The 18,279-nt window shown below is 67.5% G+C and carries 17 protein-coding genes; 13 read left to right on the forward strand and 4 right to left on the reverse strand.

Annotated elements, in window-relative coordinates; genetic code table 11:
- Nucleotides 1–10: 10 nt before the first annotated feature.
- The 4 genes from ACGLHS_RS13300 to ACGLHS_RS13315 are packed head-to-tail and all read right to left on the reverse strand — an operon-like array spanning nt 11 to nt 6,572.
- The gene (locus tag ACGLHS_RS13300) at nt 11–3,121 is read right to left on the reverse strand and encodes an efflux RND transporter permease subunit (RefSeq protein WP_093241492.1); all 3,111 of its coding nucleotides are present in this window, start codon (nt 3,119–3,121) and stop codon (nt 11–13) included.
- Between the two features lie 18 nt (nt 3,122–3,139).
- Nucleotides 3,140–4,345: an efflux RND transporter periplasmic adaptor subunit gene (locus ACGLHS_RS13305; protein WP_394480304.1), complete on the reverse strand. Its 1,206-nt coding sequence runs from the start codon at nt 4,343–4,345 to the stop codon at nt 3,140–3,142.
- Nucleotides 4,342–5,838, reverse strand: coding sequence for an efflux transporter outer membrane subunit (locus ACGLHS_RS13310; RefSeq protein WP_394480306.1), 1,497 nt, complete (start codon nt 5,836–5,838; stop codon nt 4,342–4,344). The genes ACGLHS_RS13305 and ACGLHS_RS13310 overlap by 4 nt, the downstream gene beginning before the upstream one ends.
- A complete protein-coding gene (locus tag ACGLHS_RS13315; RefSeq protein ID WP_394480308.1) occupies nt 5,835–6,572 on the reverse strand; it encodes a CerR family C-terminal domain-containing protein in 738 nt (245 codons plus the stop codon). Before ACGLHS_RS13315 ends, ACGLHS_RS13310 begins: the two co-directional genes overlap by 4 nt.
- A 137-nt stretch (nt 6,573–6,709) precedes the next feature.
- Between ACGLHS_RS13315 and ACGLHS_RS13320 the strand changes: the two genes are divergently transcribed.
- The 13 genes from ACGLHS_RS13320 (at nt 6,710) to ACGLHS_RS13380 (ending at nt 18,274) form a co-directional block, all read left to right on the forward strand.
- The gene (locus ACGLHS_RS13320; RefSeq protein ID WP_394480310.1) at nt 6,710–8,251 is read left to right on the forward strand and encodes a sigma-54 interaction domain-containing protein; all 1,542 of its coding nucleotides are present in this window, start codon (nt 6,710–6,712) and stop codon (nt 8,249–8,251) included.
- Nucleotides 8,248–8,610, forward strand: coding sequence for a hypothetical protein (locus ACGLHS_RS13325; RefSeq protein WP_394480312.1), 363 nt, complete (start codon nt 8,248–8,250; stop codon nt 8,608–8,610). The genes ACGLHS_RS13320 and ACGLHS_RS13325 overlap by 4 nt, the downstream gene beginning before the upstream one ends.
- Nucleotides 8,611–8,633: 23 nt before the next feature.
- Nucleotides 8,634–8,969: a hypothetical protein gene (locus ACGLHS_RS13330; RefSeq protein ID WP_093241482.1), complete on the forward strand. Its 336-nt coding sequence runs from the start codon at nt 8,634–8,636 to the stop codon at nt 8,967–8,969.
- A gap of 56 nt (nt 8,970–9,025) precedes the next feature.
- Entirely contained in the window at nt 9,026–9,229 is a 204-nt protein-coding gene (locus tag ACGLHS_RS13335) for a hypothetical protein (RefSeq protein WP_394480315.1), read from the forward strand.
- Between the two features lie 156 nt (nt 9,230–9,385).
- Nucleotides 9,386–10,573, forward strand: a complete 1,188-nt coding sequence (locus tag ACGLHS_RS13340) for a substrate-binding domain-containing protein (RefSeq protein WP_394480317.1) — start codon at nt 9,386–9,388, stop codon at nt 10,571–10,573.
- A 190-nt stretch (nt 10,574–10,763) separates the two neighbouring features.
- Nucleotides 10,764–12,215, forward strand: coding sequence for a fibronectin type III domain-containing protein (locus tag ACGLHS_RS13345; protein WP_394480319.1), 1,452 nt, complete (start codon nt 10,764–10,766; stop codon nt 12,213–12,215).
- A 44-nt stretch (nt 12,216–12,259) separates the two neighbouring features.
- Entirely contained in the window at nt 12,260–13,027 is a 768-nt protein-coding gene (locus ACGLHS_RS13350) for an ABC transporter ATP-binding protein (RefSeq protein ID WP_093241472.1), read from the forward strand.
- 145 nt (nt 13,028–13,172) lie between these two features.
- On the forward strand, nt 13,173–13,910 hold the full coding sequence (locus tag ACGLHS_RS13355) for an ABC transporter ATP-binding protein (protein ID WP_394480321.1): 738 nt from the start codon (nt 13,173–13,175) through the stop codon (nt 13,908–13,910).
- A 148-nt stretch (nt 13,911–14,058) separates the two neighbouring features.
- Nucleotides 14,059–15,042, forward strand: coding sequence for a branched-chain amino acid ABC transporter permease (locus tag ACGLHS_RS13360; RefSeq protein WP_394480323.1), 984 nt, complete (start codon nt 14,059–14,061; stop codon nt 15,040–15,042).
- 16 nt (nt 15,043–15,058) lie between these two features.
- Entirely contained in the window at nt 15,059–16,126 is a 1,068-nt protein-coding gene (locus tag ACGLHS_RS13365) for a branched-chain amino acid ABC transporter permease (RefSeq protein ID WP_093241465.1), read from the forward strand.
- A gap of 14 nt (nt 16,127–16,140) precedes the next feature.
- On the forward strand, nt 16,141–17,013 hold the full coding sequence (locus ACGLHS_RS13370) for an alpha/beta fold hydrolase (protein ID WP_093241792.1): 873 nt from the start codon (nt 16,141–16,143) through the stop codon (nt 17,011–17,013).
- Between the two features lie 56 nt (nt 17,014–17,069).
- A complete protein-coding gene (locus ACGLHS_RS13375; RefSeq protein ID WP_394480326.1) occupies nt 17,070–17,576 on the forward strand; it encodes a DUF1993 family protein in 507 nt (168 codons plus the stop codon).
- Between the two features lie 134 nt (nt 17,577–17,710).
- A complete protein-coding gene (locus ACGLHS_RS13380; protein ID WP_394481442.1) occupies nt 17,711–18,274 on the forward strand; it encodes a thioredoxin family protein in 564 nt (187 codons plus the stop codon).
- The last annotated feature ends 5 nt before the right edge of the window (nt 18,275–18,279 follow it).

The following is an 18,279-nucleotide window of genomic DNA, read 5'->3' on the forward strand; positions in this document are numbered from 1 at the left end:
AGTCCCCTCATCAGTGCTGAGGCGTTTCGACCAGGTCGTCGTCGATGTGTGGATCGGCCGGCTGCCCGCGCAGCTTGCGCACGGTGCGCCGCAGCCAGTGCTCGATGTCGTCCACGTAGGTGAACACGGCCGGCACCACCAGCAGGCTCAGCACCGTCGAGGTGATCAGCCCGCCGATCACTGCCATGGCCATCGGCGAGCGGAAGCTCGAATCGGCGGAGCCGAAGCCCACGGCGATCGGCAGCATGCCGGCGCCCATGGCGAGCGTGGTCATGATGATCGGCCGCGCCCGTTTGTGGCAGGCGTCGCGCAGCGCGTCCCAGCGGTTCATGCCGTGGTCGCGGCGCGCCACGATGGCGTACTCCACCAGCAAGATCGAGTTCTTCGTCGCGATGCCCATCAGCATGATCAGGCCGATCAGCGAGGGCATCGACAGCGCCTTCTGCCCGATCAGCAGGCCCACGAAGGCTCCGCCCAGCGCGAGCGGCAGCGCGCACAGGATGGTCACCGGGTGCAGGAAGTCCTTGAACAGAAGCACCAGCACGATGTAGATGCACAGCACGCCGGTCAGCATCGCCAGGCCGAAGCTGTTGAACAGTTCGGTCATCACTTCGGCGTCGCCCACTTCGGCCACGCGCACGCCGGGCGGCAGCTTCTGGATCGAGGGCAGCGCCGCCACCGCGGTCTTGGCGTCGCCCAGGCCCACGCCCGACAGTTCGATCTCGAAGTTGACGTTGCGCGAGCGGTCGTAGCGGTCGATCACCGCCGGGCCGCCTTCCATGGTGAGCGAAGCCACCTGGCTCAGCATCACCGGGCCGCGCGCGCCGGGCACCGAGAGCCGGCCGAGCAGGTCGAGGTCTTGCCGCGCCGAGTCTTGCAGCTTGACCACGATGGGCACCTGCCGCTGCGCGAGGTTGAGCTTGGCCAGCGCCTGGTCGTAGTCGCCCAGCGTGGCCACGCGCAGCGTCTCGGCGATGGCGGAGCTGGTCACGCCCAGGTCGGCGGCGCGCGCGAAGTCGGGGCGCACCGCGATCTCGGGCCGGATCAGGCTGGCGGTCGAGGTGACGTTGCCCAGGCCGGGGATGGTGCGCAGGTCTTTCTCGACCGCGCTGGCGGCAGCGGCCAGCGCCAGCGGGTCTTCGCCGGTCAGCGCCAGGATGTACTTTTCGCCCGAGCCGCCGAGGCCCACGGTGCTGCGCACGCCGGGCAGCGTTTCGAGCGCGGCGCGGATCTGGTTTTCGATCACCTGCTTGCGCGGCCGGTCGCCGCGCGGATCGAGCTTGATGGTGAGCGTGGCCTTGCGCGTCTCGGGCGTGCCGAAGTTCGCGAACGGGTCGCCGCCCGCGCTGCCGCCCGCCACCGTGGTGTAGACGCTCTTCACGTGGTCGAGCTTCATGACCCGGTTGCGCGTTTCTTCCGCCGCGGCAGTGGTCTGCGCCAGCGTGGAGCCGGGCGCGAGCGACAGGTACACCTGCGTCTGCGAGTTGTCGTCCGGCGGAATGAAGCCGGTCTTGAGCAGCGGGATCATGGCCAGCGAACCGAAGAAGAAGAGGGTGGCCAGCACCATCGTCTTGAAGCGGTTGTGGGTGCTCCACGTCACTGCACGCATGTACCAGCGCAGCCAGCCGGGCTCGGTTTCCTGCGTGACGATGGGCTTGAGGATGTAGGCCGCCATCATCGGCGTGAGCACCCGTGCCACCACCAATGATGCGAACACCGCGAGCGACGCGGTCCATCCGAACTGCTTGAAGAACTTGCCGGCCACGCCGCTCATGAAGGCGGTGGGCAGGAACACCGCGATCAGCGTGAAGGTGGTGGCGATCACGGCCAGGCCGATCTCGTCGGCCGCTTCCATGGCCGCCTGGTAGGGCGTCTTGCCCATGCGCAGGTGGCGCACGATGTTCTCGACCTCCACGATGGCGTCGTCCACCAATATGCCCACCACCAGCGAGAGCGCCAGCAGCGAGATCACGTTGACCGAGAAGCCCAGCAGGTACATGCCGATGAAGGCCGGAATCGCCGACATCGGCAGCGCAATCGCCGAGACGAAGGTGGCGCGCCAGTCGCGCAGAAACAGCCACACCACGATCACCGCCAGGATGGCGCCTTCGTACAGCAGGTGCAGCGAGCCGTTGTATTCCTCTTCCACCGGGTCGACGAAGTTGAAGGCCTCGGTCAGCTCCACGTCGGGCCGCTGCGCGCGCAGGTCGGCCAGCGCCTTCTGCACCGCGTGGCCCACTTCCACCTCGCTGGCGCCGCGGCTGCGGGCCACCTCGAAGCCGACCACCGGTTTGCCGTTGAGCAGCGCGGCGGCGCGCGGCTCGGCGATGGTGTCGCTGATGCGCGCCACCTGGTCGAGCCGAACGCGGCGGCCGTCGCTCAGCGCGATCTGCATGTCGGCGAGCTGGTCGGCCGACTGCACCGTGGCCATGGTGCGAACCGGCTGCTCGCTGCCGCCCAGGTCGAAGCGGCCACCCGCGCTTTCGGTCTGCACCTGGCGCAGCTGGCGCGAGATGTCGGCCGCCGAGGCGCCCAGCGCCTGCAGCTTGGCCGGGTCGAGGTCGACGTGCACCTGGCGCGTGACGCCGCCGACGCGGTTCACCGCGCCCACGCCGGGCAGCGCGAGCAGCTTCTTGGTGACGTCGTTGTCGACGAACCAGCTCAGCGCCTCGTCGTCCATGCGCGACGACGCGATGGTGAATGCCAGCACCGGCTGCGCCGCGAAGTCGAGCTTGGTGACAACGGGGTCGCGCACGTCGGCCGGCAGGTCGGCGCGCACGCGCTGCACGGCGGAGCGCACGTCGTCCACGGCCTCCTGCACCGGCTTTTCGAGACGGAATTCGACGATCAGCGTGGCGGCGCCGTCCTGCACCTTGGTGGTGATGTGCTTGAGGCCCTGCACGGTGGCGATGGAGTTCTCGAGCTTGCGCGCGACGTCGGTTTCGAGCTGCGAAGGCGCGGCACCGGGCAGCGACGCCGAGACCGTCACGGTCGGCAGGTCGATGTCCGGAAAGTTCTGCACCTTCATCGCGTTGAACGACAGCAGCCCACCGAAGGTGAGCAGCACGAACAGCATCACCGCCGGAATCGGGTTGCGTATGGACCAGGCGGAAACGTTCATGGGCGAGTCCTTGTTGTCTTACTTGGCTGCATTGGCCGCGGCGGCGGATGCGGCAGCCTTGGCGGGCCGTACCCCGGCGGCGGGCGCGTCGACCACGCGCACCAGGTCGCCGTCGTTCAGGAAGCCCGCGCCCTGCACCACGACCTGCGCGCCGTCGGGCAGTGCGCTGGTGATCTCGATGCGGTCGTTCAGGCGGCGGCCGATCTGTACCTTCAGCTGCGACACGTGGTTGTCGGGGCGCAGCAGGAACACGTTGTTGAAGCCGTCGCGCGGCACGATGGCGCTTTGCGGCACCGTGGGCGCCGAGCTGCGGCCGAGTTCGAAGTCGCCGCGCGCGAACATGCCGGCCTTGACGCCGGTGTTCTGCAGCACGTTCGGCAGGTCGACATAGACCAGCGCCGCGCGCGTCTGCGGATCGACCGTGGGCGCGATGCTGCGCACGGTGCCGCGCACCTGCGCGCCGGCGGCGCTGACCACGAAGGCCGGCGTGCCCACCGAGATGCGGCCGAGTTCGGCCGAGGTGACTTCGGCGCGCCATTCGAGCCGGCCCTGGCGGATCAGGCGGAACAGCTCCGTGCCCGCCGAGACCACGCTGCCCACCGTGGCGGTGCGCGCCGAGATCACGCCGTCGTCGGGTGCCAGCACCTGCGTGTTGCGCCCGCGCACCTGCTGCGCGGCCAGCACCGCTTCGGCCGCCTCGACGCGCGCCTTGGCGGTCTGTTCGGTGGTCTGGTATTGGTTGATCTGCTGCTGGCTCAGTGCGCCGGTGGCTTCCAGCGTGCGGGCGCGCGCGGCGTTGCCGGCGGCGTCGGCGGCGGTGGCGCGGGCTTCCGCCAGCGAGGCGCGCGACTGCGCGATGTCGGCCTGCACTGTCTCGGGCGAGAAGACCGCGAGCACCTGGCCCTTCTTGACCACGTCGCCCACGTTCACCCGCACTTCGGCCAGCTTGAGCCCGTTGGATTCGGAGCCGACCACGGCCTCTTGCCAGGCGGCCACGTTGCCGTTGGCCGCGAGCGTGAGCTGCAGTTCGGTGGCTTCGGGCTTCGCCACGGTGACGGTCAGGGCCGGCTTGGGCGGATGGGCGCCGTCCTTGGCCTTGTTGTCCGCCGTGGCGGATTCGGCGGCCTTGTCGGCGGGCTTGCGCGACATCCACGTGGCCGCGCCGCCGACGACGAGCAGCGCCAGCAGCGCGATGACGAGAGTGGAGCGTTTCATTCTTTTCATGGCGACTTCGCAACCTTGGCGGCCGGTGTGAGGGTCATGGGGGACGATTCGGGGCGGCTCCAGCCGCCGCCCATCGAGCGGTAGAGCGCAACCCAGGCTTCGGTGCGCTCGCGTTGCAGCGAGACGCGCGCGGTCTGCGCGGCGTACAGCGTGCGGCGCGAATCCTCCAGCTCGAACAGGCTGGCCAGGCCACTGCTGTAGCGGGCCTGCGTGGCATTGAACGAGGCCTGGTAGTTCTGCACCGCGCTGTCGGCGTCGGTGGTGCGGGCGGCGGTGGCGTCGAGGTTGACGAGGGCTTCTTCCACCTCGCGCACCGCCTGCCGCACGCTCGCACGGTAGGTCGACACGGCCTCGGCGTAGCGCGCCTTGGCCGCCTCGCTGTTGGCAATGCGCGAACCGCCGTCGAGCAGCGGCACGCTGAGCGACAGCGGGCCGATGGTCCAGGTGTCGAGCGACTGCCTGAAGCCGTCGGTGCGGTACTGCAGGCGGCCGATGGAGCCCGACAGCGTGAGCTTAGGGTAGCGCTCGGCCTCGGCGGAGCCCACGTCGGCGCTGGCCGATGCCACGCCGAGCTCGGCCGCGTACACGTCGGGCCGCTGCGAGATGGCTTGCGCCGGCACGCTGGCGATGCTGCCCACGACCGGCAGCACGCGCTGCGCGGGCGAGGCCGCGAGCTTTTGCTCGAGTGCGGTTTCGTCGATGCCGCTGAGCGCCACCAGCGCCTTGCGCTGCACCGCGCACTGCGCGCGCTGCTGGATGAGCCGGCCCGACGCATCCGAAGCGCTGGCACGCGCCAGCGCCGCATCGGCCGGCGAGGTGAAGCCGGCGCGCGCCGACAGCTCGGTCAGCCGCGAAGTCTCGGCGCGCGAATGCGCGTCGGCCTGCGCCACGCGCAGCTGCTCCTGGCAGGCGCGCTCGGCGAAATAGGCATTGGCCGTTTCGGCCGCCACCGACACGCGCGCGTCGTGCCACTTGGCGTCGGCGCTGTTCTGCTTGGCCTCGGCGGCGTCGCGGTCGGCGCGCAGGCGGCCGAACAGGTCGATCTCCCACTTGGATTGCAGGCCGGCCTGCAGCGTGGTGAGCGGCGCCACGGCCACGCTGCTGCTGCTCGTGGTGCTGCCGGCGCCGCCCGCGCCGAGCGCCGAGCCCGAGACGCCGCGGCTGGCCGACGCCGTGCCGTCCAGGCTCGGCAGCAGCGCGGCACCGGCCTGCACGCGGGTCGAGCGCGCTTCGGCCACGCGCGCCGCGGCGCTTGCGACATTGGGGCTGACGGCTTCGGCCGCGGCGATCAGCTCGACCAGCAGCGGATCGTTGAGCTGGCGCCACCAGTCGGCCAGCGAGGCGAGCGAGCCGCCGTGGGGCAGGGGGGCGTGCCATTGCGCGGGCACGGGCGCCTCGACCTGCGCGGGCGGGCGCGTCAGGGCGCAGCCCGAAAGGCCCAGGCCCAGCCCGACCGGCAGGCAGAGGGTGGCGATCAGTCGGAGTCTTCTCATTTCTTCTTTCTCGCAGCAGGTGCGGGAGCCGGAATGCTGGCGGCGGCCGCGGTGCGGCGGCGTGCCTCTTCGGCCTGTACCAGTGCCAGCGCATAGCCCGTCAGGCGGTCGGCCCAGGTGTCGACGCCGCGCGCCGTGCGAAGCAGCGAAGGGCGGATCGCCTCGATGAAGTCCTGGCTCACGTAGAGCTGCATCGACAGGCCGGTGATGGCGAAGGTCAGGCGGTGGATGTCGTCGTCGGCCCGGTCCACCTTCAGGTGGCGGCACAGCAGGTCGGCAATGGCGCGGTGCGGGCCCTTGATGTCCTGTTCGAGCTCTGCGGCCCAGCGGCTGGAGGGCTCCAGCATCTCGCGCATGTGCAGCTGGATGCATTGCCGCACGATCTCGCCCTGCTTGAGCGGGTCGATCATGGACGACATGCAGATGCGCAGCGTGGTTTCGAGCGACTGGCCGGGCACGTTGCAGGCGGCCACGAGATCGCTCGAATCGCCGCCCATCGGCTCGTTGAAGGTGGCGGAGTAAAGCCCCTCCTTGTCGCCGAAGTAGTAGCTGATGGCCGAGATGTTGACCTCGGCCTCGCGGGCGATCTCGCGCGTGGACGTCTTGGCAAAGCCCTTTTGCGCGAACAGCCGCAGCGCGGTGTGGAGCAGCCGGTGGCGTGCCTCGGCGCCGTCGCTGCGCGGTGCGCGGCGCGGGGCCTGGGTGATGGTGGCTCTCGCATTCATGGGCGGCATTACACCACGCGGGAAATCAAACGATTGATTAACTTAAGGCTTTATGAAGGCTTTGTTGCAAGGCTTGCAACCTGAGCATTTCATGAACGCCGGCAGTGCCCGGTTTTCCCTGTGTGAGGGCGCGCTACGATCCGCGCATGCCAGCCGCCCCCACAGTCGCCGCACCGCCCGCCTTGCCCCTCGATGCAGAGGGCATCCTCGCGCTTGCCGCGCGCTCGATGTTTCATTTGTTTTCCAGCATCAGCCAGGGCATGTTCCTGGTGGACAGCAGCGGGCGCATCGTGTGGGTCAACGAAAGCTACCGGCGCTTTCTTCCGGCGCTGGGCTTTTCGTCCATCGACCAGTTCATGGGCCACATGGTCGAGGACGTGATCCCCAACACCCAGATGCGGCGCGTGCTCGAAACCGGCGAGCCGATATTGATCGACCTGCTGACCAACAAGGCCGGCACCTTCGTCGTGAGCCGCATCCCGCTGCGCGAGGAGCGCGGGGGCGGCGAAGGCGGCATGGGCGAGGTGATCGGCGCCATCGGCATCGTGCTGTTCGACCAGCCCGAGACCACGCTGCAGCCGCTCATCAGCAAGTTCGCGCTGCTGCAGCGCGACCTCGACGATGCGCGGCGCGAGCTGGCCAGCCAGCGCAACAACCCGCTCTACCAGCATGCCGACGGGCAGCGCCGTTCCAAGTACACCTTCGCGAGCTTCATCGGCAGCAGCCCGGCGGCGGTGGAGGTCAAGCGCCATGCGCGCCGGGCCGCGCAATCGGCCAGCCCGGTGCTGCTGCTGGGCGAGACCGGCACCGGCAAGGAACTGCTGGCGCATGCCATTCATGCGTCGTCCGCGCGTGCCAAGGGCCAGTTCGTCAGCGTCAACATCGCGGCCGTGCCCGACACCTTGCTGGAGGCCGAGTTCTTCGGCTTCGCACCCGGCGCCTTCACCGGAGCGGACCGCAAAGGCCGCGAAGGCAAGTTCAAGCTCGCCGATGGCGGCAGCCTGTTCCTCGACGAAATCGGGGACATGCCGCTCGGCCTGCAGGCCAAGCTGCTGCGCGCGCTGCAAGAAGGCGAGATCGAGCCGCTCGGCTCCAACAAGCTCGTGCCCTTCGATGCCCGCGTGATCGCCGCCACCTCGCGCGACCTGCCGGAGCTGGTGCGCCGCGGCCTGTTTCGCGAAGACCTTTATTACCGCCTCAACGTGCTGCCGCTGCGCGTGCCGCCGTTGCGCGAACGGCGTACCGACATTCCGGCGCTGGTCGAAGCGCTGGGCGAAGACATGGCCCTGCGCAGCGGCGAGGCGCCGCCCGAACTCACGCCCGACGCGCTCGCGCTGCTCGCCGGCCAGCACTGGCGCGGCAACATCCGCGAGCTGCGCAACGTGCTGGAGCAGGTGACGATGCGCAGCGATTCGCAACGCATCGACGCCGCGCAGCTCGAACGCATCCTGCGCGAAGCGGGGCTGGAGCAGATCGAGCTGCCGGATACCTCGTTGAACGCGCCCGATGCCGATGAAGAAGCGGCCCTGTTGCGGCCCCTGGCGCAGCAGGTCGCGGAGTTGGAGCGCAAGGCCATTGCCGCAGCGTTGGCATCGACCGGCGGGAACAAGCTGGCGACCTCGCGGCTGCTCGGCATTTCGCGTGCGACCCTGTACGAGCGGATGACGAGCCAGGAGCGGCCGGCGTGACGATGCAGGGCCACTTGCGCCAGATCGATCTGGCCGACATCGGAGTCGGCGAGCCCGTGATCAGCGTCAAGATGCCGTACGAAGCGTTCGTGACGCGATTCGGCGAAAAGCACTCGGACCATCCGGCCGACTGGGATGCCCCCGGCCCGGTGGAGCTATGGTTCTTCGAGCTTCCATGGGGACACAAGATCATCCTGGAATACCACTTGGCCATCAGCCACTTCAGCATCCATCTCGAATCTCTTGAGGTCGATGCGGTGCTCGACTTCCTCGATCTGAGAGGCTTTGAAGTTCACGTAAGTGCATTCGTGGGGGACTTGTTGAGAGAGCAGGGCACCAAGCGATACTCCGGCCCCTGAACGCAACCCAACCCCCACGACCCATGAAAGCTCTTGCCCGTATCGCTGCCTGCCTCGTCCTTTGCTCCGTGGCAGGCATCGCCAGCGCAGCGCCGCCGCAATGCGCGAGCGAAGCCGTCGTGCAGGCCAAGAAGCTCCTGACCTTTCACTTCGGGCCCGACGACCGCATCCAGATCGACCCCGAGGTCAAGGAGCTTGCGCCCATCCGCAACCCGGCTGACAAGAAGCAGCAGTTCAAGGTGCTCGAGGTCTGGGGCTCGATCTACAAGGGCAACTACCGGATGCGGCTGATCTACTTCCCTATGGACAAGAGCTGCGTGCTGATGGGGCAGGAGATCCTGGAGCTGGCGCGGCTGTGAGCGTCCGGGCCCTCCGGTCGAGCTTCGGCCCCAATTGCCACTGGTGCGGCCTGCCCATGGATTTCGACGAGCCCTGCGGCCGCTCCGAGTCCGCGACCATCGAACACCTCATCGATGCCACGCTCGGTGGCGTGCGCACGCAGAAGCACCGGCGCCTGGCCCATGCGATCTGCAACCACACGCGCAACGAATTCCGGATGCAGGCCGAGCGCGAGTTCCAGCGCTGGATCGCCGCGCGGCAGGGTGCTAGTAAACCCTGACTGATAAAAATACAGTTGTCCGAAAATTGAACACACGAAGTGTTCTGAAATAAGGCGAATCGGGTTTCTCTCCAATGAAGAAACCTTTGTTATCAATGAGTTGGGCGGGTGGCACGAACTGTGCAATATTCAGTCACCATTTTCAGGAGACAAAGAATGAACCGTCGCCACCTCGTCGCCCTGGCCGCGCTCGCCACGTGCGCTGCCGCCGCTCCCGCCTGGGCCCAGTCCAACGAAATCCGCATCGCCCACGTCTATAGCAAGACCGGCGCGCTGGAGGCCTACGGCAAGCAGACCCAGACCGGCTTCATGATGGGCCTGGACTACGCCACCGGCGGCACGATGATGGTCAACGGCAAGAAGCTCGTGGTCATCGAGAAGGACGACCAGGGCAAGCCCGACCTGGGCAAGTCGCTGCTGGCTGCCGCGTACTCCGACGACAAGGCCGCGCTGGCCGTCGGCCCGACCGCCTCGGGCGTGGCGCTGGCCATGCTGCCGGTGGCCGAGGAATACAAGAAGATCCTGATCGTCGAGCCCGCCGTGGCCGACTCGATCACGGGCGACAAGTGGAACAAGTACATCTTCCGCACCGGCCGCAATTCGAGCCAGGACGCCATCTCGAATGCGGTGGCTGTCGACAAGGCCGGCGTCACCGTCGCCACGCTCGCGCAGGACAACGCCTTCGGCCGTGACGGCGTGAAGGCCTTCGGCGCCGCGCTCAAGAAGGCGAAGCTGGTGCACGAGGAATACCTGCCGCCCGCCACCACCGACTTCACCGCGGGCGCGCAACGCCTGATCGACAAGCTGAAAGACCAGCCGGGCCGCAAGATCATCTGGATCGTCTGGGCCGGCGCGGGCAATCCGTTCAAGATCGTCGACCTCGACCTGAAGCGCTACGGCATCGAGATCGCCACCGGCGGCAACATCCTGCCGGCCATGACGGCCTACAAGGCGCTGCCGGGCATGGAAGGCGCGGCGTACTACTACTTCGGCATCCCGAAGAACCCGGTGAACGAAGCGATGGTCTCGGCGCACTACAAGCAGTTCAAGGCGCCGCCGGACTTCTTCACGGCCGGCGGTTTCTCCGCCGCGATGGCGGTGGTGACGGCGCTGAAGAAGACCAACGGCGACACCAACACCAACAAGCTCATCAGCACGATGGAAGGCATGAGCTTCGACACGCCCAAGGGCAAGATGACCTTCCGCAAGGAAGACCACCAGGCCATGCAGTCGATGTACCACTTCAAGATCAAGGTCGATCCGGCGTTCGCTTGGGGCGTGCCCGAGCTGGTGCATGAGATCAAGCCCGAAGAGATGGATATCCCGATCAAAAACAAGCGCTGACCACGGCGCAGATCGTCACCTGAACCCCGCGGCGCAAGGAAAGGCGCCGCTCCCTTTTTCGCCCCGGATGGCCGCCGGGCGAAGCGCCAGCCTGCGCTCATTTCTTTCTGCATGAGCGCGGGCCGGAGCGATCCATGGCCGATTCGTGAGCAAGCAAGCGTTCGACAAACCACAACAGAAGGAGACAGCGATGCCAGCGATGCGATTGAACTGGAAGGGCCTTGCCGCAGCGGCGGCGATGACGGTGGCGGCGCACGCCGCAACGGCGGCGGTGCCGCTGCCGGCGCTCGGCGCCAACCCGGCGGAGGTGAGCGTGTCCGGCCTCTCGGCCGGCGGTTTCGCGGCGGTGCAACTGCACGTGGCTTACTCGGCCACCTTCAAGCGCGGCGCCGGCGTGGTGGCCGGCGGTCCGTACTACTGCGCCGAGGGTTCGGTGCTCAATGCCACCGGGCGCTGCATGACGCACAGCACGAGCATTCCGGTGTCGTCGCTCGTGAGCACCACCAACAGCTGGGCCGCCAGCGGTGCGATCGATCCGGTCTCGAACATGAGCGGATCGAAGGTGTACATGTTCTCGGGCACCTCCGACAACACCGTCAAGCAGCCGGTGATGGACGACCTGAAGACCTACTACCAGAGCTTCGTGCCCGCGGCCAACATCGTCTACAAGAACAACATCGGTGCGGGCCATGCGATGGTCACCGATGACTACGGCAGTGCCTGCAGCACCACCGCCGCGCCCTACATCAACAACTGCGGCTTCGACCTGGCGGGCGAGATCCTCACGCAGCTCTACGGTCCGCTGAGCCCGCGCAACAACGGCACGCTGGGCGGCACCTTCACCGAGTTCAACCAGTCGGAGTTCATCACCGGCCACGGCGTGGCCGCCACCGGCTGGATCTACGTGCCGCAGGCCTGCACCACCACCTCGTGCCGCGTGCACCTGGTGCTGCACGGCTGCAAGCAGAACTACACGGACGTGGGCGACCAGTACGTGAAAAAGACCGGCTACAACCGCTGGGCCGACACCAACAACATCATCCTGATCTACCCGCAGACCAGCACCGCTGCCACCAACAGCTGCTGGGACTGGTGGGGCTACGACAACGCGAACTACGCGAAGAAGTCGGGGCCGCAGATGGTGGCGCTGAAGGCCATGGTCGACCGCGTGGTCAGCACCGGCGGCGGTTCGTCGCTGCCGGCCCCGACCGGCGTGGGCACCTCGGGCGCGACCAGCAGCAGCATGACGATCGCGTGGACCAGCGTGTCGGGCGCCAGCGGCTACAACGTCTATCGCGGCGGCAGCCAGGTCAACAGTGCGGCCGTCACCGGCACCAGCTACACCGACACCGGCCTGGCCCCGTCCACCAGCTACAGCTGGACCGTGGCCGCGCTCGACGCCAACGGTGCCGCGGGCGCGATGTCGGCCGCGGCCACGGGCACCACGTCCGCGGACAACGGCGGCGGCGGAACCTGCTATACCGCGAGCAACTACACGCACACCATTGCCGGGCGCGCCTATGCGCTGTGGGGCCTGACCTATGCCTACGGCTCGGGGCAGTCGATGGGCCTGTGGAACATCTACGCCATCACCACGCTGAAGCAGACCGGCCCCAACTACTACGTGATCGGCAGCTGTTGACGCCGATCGTCATCGACACACTTTTCCATCTGCAATGACCAACGATGCTTGAGACCCGAGACCTGACCATCCGCTTCGGAGGGCACGTGGCCGTCAATGGCGTGAGCTGCGCTTTCGCGCCGGGCACGCTGACGGCCATCGTCGGCCCCAACGGGGCGGGCAAGACCACTTACTTCAACCTGATCTCGGGCCAGCTCAAGGCGAGCGCGGGCACGGTGTCGCTCGACGGGCAATCGCTGTCGGGCCTGTCGCCGTCGGCGCGCACGCACGCGGGGCTGGGGCGGGCCTTCCAGCTCACCAATCTGTTCCCGAACCTTTCGGTGCTGGAGAACGTGCGGCTGGCGGTGCAGGCCACGCGCGAGGGCGCGCACCGGCGCGGGCTCAATCTGTGGAGCATCTGGAGCGACCACAAGGCGCTGACCGAACGCGCGGACCAGATCCTGGCCGACGTCGCGCTCAAGTCGCGCGAGCACGCGACGGTGGCGAGCCTGCCGCACGGCGACCAGCGCAAGCTCGAAGTGGCATTGCTGATGGCGCTGGAGCCCAAGGTCTTCATGTTCGACGAACCCACGGCCGGCATGAATGCGGCCGAGGCGCCGGTCATCCTCGACCTGATCCGCAAGCTCAAGCAGGACAAGACCAAGACCATCCTGCTGGTCGAACACAAGATGGACGTGGTGCGCGAGCTGGCCGACCGCATCATCGTGCTGCACAACGGCACGCTGGTGGCGGACGGCGAGCCGGCCGAGGTGATCGCCTCGCCGGTGGTGCAAGAGGCCTACCTGGGCGTTGCGAAGGAGGCCGCTGCATGACCCGCCCGACGATGAATTTGAATTTCTCCCTCCCCCGCTGGGGGAGGGCCGGGGTGGGGGCAAGCGGCCTTCACGTCGCCGCAGCCCTTCAAGCGCTGCTCGCCCCCATCCCGACCTTCCCCCGGAAGGGGAAGGAGCAAGACCGATGACTGCTCAGAACCTCCTGACCCTCGAAGGCGTGCAGACGCACATCGGGGCGTATCACATCCTCCACGGCGTCGACCTCGCCGTGCCCCGCGGCCAGCTCACGATGCTGCTGGGCCGCAATGGCGCGGGCAAGACGACCACGCTGCGAACCATCATGGGCCTGTGGCATGCGTCGCAGGGCAGCGTGCGATTCGGTCACGACAAGGCCGTGGACATCACCGCGCTGCAAACCCCGCAGATCGCCAGCCTCGGAATCGCCTACGTGCCCGAGAACATGGGCATCTTCTCGGACCTCACGGTGAAAGAGAACATGCTGCTCGCCGCGCGCAGCGCCAAGAACGCCGCGCAGATCGACGACACGCGGCTGAAGTGGATCTTCAAGCTCTTCCCCGCGGTCGAGAAGTTCTGGAACCACCCGGCCGGCAAGCTGTCGGGCGGGCAAAAGCAGATGCTGGCCGTCTCGCGTGCCATCGTCGAGCCGCGCGAGCTGCTGCTGATCGACGAGCCCAGCAAGGGCCTGGCGCCCGTGATGATCAACAACATGATCGACGCGTTTGCCGAACTCAAGCGCAGCGGCGTGACGATCCTGCTGGTGGAGCAGAACATCAACTTCGCCCAACGCCTGGGCGACACCGTCGCGGTGATGGACAACGGCCGCGTGGTGCACAGCGGTTCGATGGCGGCGTTCTCCGAGGACGCGCAATTGCAGCAATCTCTCCTGGGTCTCGCGCTATGAAGTATTCGACGTTTTTCTCCCTCCCCCTCTGGGGGAGGGTTGGGGTGGGGGCTCGCGGCCTTCGATGCAGCGCGGGCCTGCAAGCGCCGTCAGCCCCCATCCCTGCCTTCCCCCAGAGGGGGAAGGCGCAAGAGAAGGGGGCGCTGCAATGAAGGCTCTCGACTTCGACTGGAAGCCGCTGCTGCTGGCCCCGGTGCTCGCGCTCATCGCGCTGCCGCTCACCGGCTCCTTCTCGACCTGGCTCACGCTCACGGTCGCGGGCCTGGCGATGGGCATGATCATCTTCATCATTGCCTCGGGCCTCACGCTGGTGTTCGGCCTGATGGACGTGCTGAACTTCGGCCATGGCGTGTTCATCGCGCTCGGTGCCTTCGTGGCGAGCAGCGTGCTCGGCCTCATGGGCGACTGGACGGGCTCGGGCGAACTCTGGCGCAACCTCGTGGCCGTGTTCCCCGCGATGCTGGTCGCGATGCTCGTGGCCGGTGCCGTGGGCCTCGCGTTCGAGCGCTTCATCGTGCGGCCGGTGTACGGCCAGCACCTGAAGCAGATCCTCATCACCATGGGCGGCATGATCATCGGTGAAGAGCTCATCAAGGTGATCTGGGGCCCGGCGCAGATTCCGCTGCCGCTGCCCGAGGCGCTGCGCGGTTCGCTGCTCGTCGGCGACGCCGCCATCAGCAAGTACCGCCTGCTCGCGGTGGCCGTGGGCGTGGTGGTGTTCGGCCTGCTCGCATGGACGCTGGGCCGCACCAAGATCGGCCTGCTCATTCGTGCCGGCGTGCAAGACCGCGAGATGGTCGAGTCGCTCGGCTACCGCATCGGCCGGCTCTTCGTCGGCGTGTTCGTGGTCGGCAGCGCGCTGGCCGGCCTGGGCGGCGTGATGTGGGGGCTGTTCCAGCAGAACCTGGTGCCGCAGATGGGCGCGCAGGTCAACGTGCTAATCTTCATCGTCATCATCATCGGCGGGCTGGGCTCGACGGGCGGTGCACTCATCGGCGCACTGCTGGTGGGCCTCATGACCAACTACATCGGCTTCCTGCTGCCGACCCTCACGCAGTTCGCGAGCATCTTCCTGATGGTGGCCGTGCTGTTGTGGCGTCCGCAGGGTGTGTACCCCGTGGCGAATCGTTGAGAAAGAGAAAGCCGTCATGTTCCTGAAACGACTTCTCTCCAACGACACCCCGCGCAGCCGCCTGCTGGCGCTGCTGCTGGTGGCCGTGTTCCTGGCGCTGGCGTTCGCGCCTTTCATCTTCCCGGGCGTCAAGGCGCTCAGCGTCGCGGCCAAGATCCTGGTGTTCGTGGTATTGGTCGCCAGCTTCGACCTGCTGCTGGGCTACACCGGCATCGTGAGCTTTGCGCACACCATGTTCTTCGGCATCGGTGCCTATGGCATCGCGATCTCGGCTTCGCGGCTGGGCCCCAACTGGGGGGCAGTGCTGGTGGGGTTGGGCGCATCGCTGGCGGTGTCGCTGGTGCTCTCGTTCGCCATCGGCCTGTTCTCGCTGCGGGTGCGCGCGATCTTCTTCGCGATGATCACGCTGGCCGTGGCCTCGGCCTTCCAGACGCTGGCCTCGCAACTGTCGGACTTCACCGGCGGCGAAGACGGCCTGACCTTCAAGCTGCCCGAGCTGATCTCGCCGAGCTTCGAGTTCTCGGAAGAGCCTTTCCTCGGCGTCTCGCTCGACGGACGCCTGCTCTGCTACTACCTGCTGTTCGTGGCGGCCGTGGTGCTGGTGCTGGCGTTGCTGCGCATCGTCAACTCGCCCTTCGGCCGCGTGCTGCAGGCGATCCGCGAGAACGAGTTCCGCGCCGAGGCCATCGGCTACCGCGTGGTGGTGTACCGCACCACGGCCGCCGTGCTGTCGGCCCTGTTCGCCACGCTGGCCGGCGCGATGCTGGCGATCTGGCTGCGCTACAACGGGCCCGACACCTCGCTGAGCTTCGAGATCATGATCGACGTGCTGTTGATCGTGGTGATCGGCGGCATGGGCACCATCTACGGCGCGGCCATCGGCGCGGTGCTGTTCGTGGTGGCGCAGAGCTATCTGCAAGACCTGCTGCGCCTTGGCAACGAGGCCGCCAGCGGCCTGCCGTGGCTGGCGGCGCTGCTGTCGCCCGACCGCTGGCTGCTGTGGCTGGGCGTGCTGTTCGTGCTCTCGGTGTATTACTTTCCCACCGGCATCGTGGGCAAGCTGCGGGCGAGGGCGGCACGATGAGCGACAGCAACGTCATGACGCCCCTGTCGCGCTATGCGCAACTCGCGGGCCGCGAGATCCACTGGCTCGAATGGGGCGCACCCGAGGCGCCGGTGGTCATCGCCTGGCACGGCCTGGCGCGCACCTGCCGCGACATGGACGAGCTGGCGCAGCACTTCGCGTCGCGCGGCTTCCGCGTGATCTGCCCCGACACCATCGGCCGTGGCCTGAGCCAGTGGAGCCCGCTGCCGGACGAGGAATACCAGCTGTCGTTCTACGCGCGCATCGCCAATGCGCTGTGCGACGAGCTGCGTATCGGCCGCGTGCACTGGGTCGGCACCTCGATGGGCGGCGCCATCGGCACGGTCTGCGCGTCGGGCCTGTTCGAGCCGCGCATGAAGGCGCGCATCGCGAGCCTGGTGCTCAACGACAACGCGCCGCAGCTGGCGCAGGCGGCCATCGAGCGCATCCGCGCCTATGCGGGCCAGCCGCCTGCGTTCGACACCGTGGCCGAGCTGGAGGCCTTCTTTCGCACCGTCTACAAGCCCTATGGCTGGCTCAGCGATGCGCAGTGGCGCCGCCTGACCGAAAGCTCGACGCGCCGCCTGCCCGATGGCCGCGTCACACCGCACTACGACCCCGCCATGGTTCGCCAGTTCAGCGCGCACGACAACGACTACCTGATCTGGCCGCACTACGACGCCATCGAGGTACCGGTGCTGTGCCTGCGCGGCGCCGAGTCCGACCTCGTGCTTCCCTGCGTGGTCGAGGAGATGGCGCGGCGTGGTCCCGGTGCGGCCGGGCGGCTGCAGGTGATCGAAGTGCCTGACTGCGGCCACGCGCCCGCGCTCAACGTGCCGGCACAACTGGAGCCGATCGAAGGGTTTATTCGCGCCGCCAGTCGTTGAAGACACGGCGGCGAGACAATCGCCGCCGACTCCAACCACCACAAGGCTCACCTCCCATGGCGCTCTCGATGTACGACCTGTCCGTGCCGGTCTTTGCACGCGGACTCGGACAACTCACCCACCTGCTCGACAAGAGCCTTGCGCACGCACAAGCCAACGGCATCGACCCGGCGACGCTGGTCGAGGCGCGGCTTGCGCCCGACATGCTCACGCTGGCCGGCCAGATCCAGCGCGCAAGCGATGCATCGAAGCTCGGCGTGGCGCGCATCGCGGGCATCACGGCCCCCAGCTTTCCCGATGAGGAGAAGACCTGGGACGACCTGCAGGCCCGCATCGCGAAGACGCAGGACTTCCTGAAGACCGTCGAGCGCTCGCAGATCGAGGGCCAGGAAGAACGCGCCGTGGTCATCAAGCAGCGCGAGGGCGAAGCGCATTTCACCGCGCAGCGCTACCTGCTGCAGTTCGCGCTGCCGAACTTCTTCTTTCATGTGACCACCGCCTACGACGTGCTGCGTCACAAGGGCATGCCGGTCGGCAAGATGGATTACCTCGGCAAATTCTGAGCCGGCTACCCGGCCTTCACAGCGCCGGGACAAACTTCAAATTGCCGTGACACATGCGCGCATGCGGGGCGCGCGGCAAACAATCGCGCCTGACCGCTGTCGGTCTGACATGCACGAGGTTCGCGATCATGAAGATGTTGTCCAGAAGGGCGTTCTCGGGGCTGGCCGTGGGGTCGTCCGCACTCGTTGCGGCGGCTGGTGGCGGCTGGCCCGTGCGCAGTGCTTTCGCCGCGTCGCCGGGCTTGCAGGACTACGGCCGCGCGCCCGAGTTCGCGGGCATCGACAAGTGGCTCAATTCGGAGCCGCTCACCATGCAGGGGTTGGCCGGCAAGGTGGTGCTGGTCGACTTCTGGACCTACTCGTGCATCAACTGCATCCACACGCTGCCGCACGTGGTGCGCTGGTACGAGAAGTACAAGGACCAGGGCTTCGTGGTGGTGGGCGTGCATTCGCCCGAGTTCGCGTTCGAGAAGTCGACGCGCAACGTGCAGGACGCGATCGGCCGCTTCAACATCCGCTACCCGGTGGCGCAAGACAACAGCTTCGCCACATGGAACGCCTACAGGAACCAGTACTGGCCCGCGTTCTACCTGGTCGACAGCAAGGGCCAGGTGATGCGGCAGCACTTCGGCGAAGGCGAATACGCGGAGATGGAAGCCGCGATCGAGGCGCTGCTGGCGCGCAAGGCTGCGGTCTGAGACGG

Source organism: Variovorax sp. VaC1 (assembly GCF_043658315.1).
Lineage (GTDB): Bacteria > Pseudomonadota > Gammaproteobacteria > Burkholderiales > Burkholderiaceae_C > Variovorax.

What these genes read in the sequence shown, in the direction of transcription:
- ACGLHS_RS13300 (WP_093241492.1), bottom strand. Translation starts at nt 3,121, where the DNA reads ATGAACGTTTCCGCCTGGTCCATACGCAACCCGATTCCGGCGGTGATG.
- ACGLHS_RS13305 (WP_394480304.1), bottom strand. Translation starts at nt 4,345, where the DNA reads ATGAAAAGAATGAAACGCTCCACTCTCGTCATCGCGCTGCTGGCGCTG.
- ACGLHS_RS13310 (WP_394480306.1), bottom strand. Translation starts at nt 5,838, where the DNA reads ATGAGAAGACTCCGACTGATCGCCACCCTCTGCCTGCCGGTCGGGCTG.
- ACGLHS_RS13315 (WP_394480308.1), bottom strand. Translation starts at nt 6,572, where the DNA reads ATGCCGCCCATGAATGCGAGAGCCACCATCACCCAGGCCCCGCGCCGC.
- ACGLHS_RS13320 (WP_394480310.1), top strand. Translation starts at nt 6,710, where the DNA reads ATGCCAGCCGCCCCCACAGTCGCCGCACCGCCCGCCTTGCCCCTCGAT.
- ACGLHS_RS13330 (WP_093241482.1), top strand. Translation starts at nt 8,634, where the DNA reads ATGAAAGCTCTTGCCCGTATCGCTGCCTGCCTCGTCCTTTGCTCCGTG.
- ACGLHS_RS13335 (WP_394480315.1), top strand. Translation starts at nt 9,026, where the DNA reads ATGGATTTCGACGAGCCCTGCGGCCGCTCCGAGTCCGCGACCATCGAA.
- ACGLHS_RS13340 (WP_394480317.1), top strand. Translation starts at nt 9,386, where the DNA reads ATGAACCGTCGCCACCTCGTCGCCCTGGCCGCGCTCGCCACGTGCGCT.
- ACGLHS_RS13345 (WP_394480319.1), top strand. Translation starts at nt 10,764, where the DNA reads ATGCCAGCGATGCGATTGAACTGGAAGGGCCTTGCCGCAGCGGCGGCG.
- ACGLHS_RS13350 (WP_093241472.1), top strand. Translation starts at nt 12,260, where the DNA reads ATGCTTGAGACCCGAGACCTGACCATCCGCTTCGGAGGGCACGTGGCC.
- ACGLHS_RS13355 (WP_394480321.1), top strand. Translation starts at nt 13,173, where the DNA reads ATGACTGCTCAGAACCTCCTGACCCTCGAAGGCGTGCAGACGCACATC.
- ACGLHS_RS13360 (WP_394480323.1), top strand. Translation starts at nt 14,059, where the DNA reads ATGAAGGCTCTCGACTTCGACTGGAAGCCGCTGCTGCTGGCCCCGGTG.
- ACGLHS_RS13365 (WP_093241465.1), top strand. Translation starts at nt 15,059, where the DNA reads ATGTTCCTGAAACGACTTCTCTCCAACGACACCCCGCGCAGCCGCCTG.
- ACGLHS_RS13370 (WP_093241792.1), top strand. Translation starts at nt 16,141, where the DNA reads ATGACGCCCCTGTCGCGCTATGCGCAACTCGCGGGCCGCGAGATCCAC.
- ACGLHS_RS13375 (WP_394480326.1), top strand. Translation starts at nt 17,070, where the DNA reads ATGGCGCTCTCGATGTACGACCTGTCCGTGCCGGTCTTTGCACGCGGA.
- ACGLHS_RS13380 (WP_394481442.1), top strand. Translation starts at nt 17,711, where the DNA reads ATGTTGTCCAGAAGGGCGTTCTCGGGGCTGGCCGTGGGGTCGTCCGCA.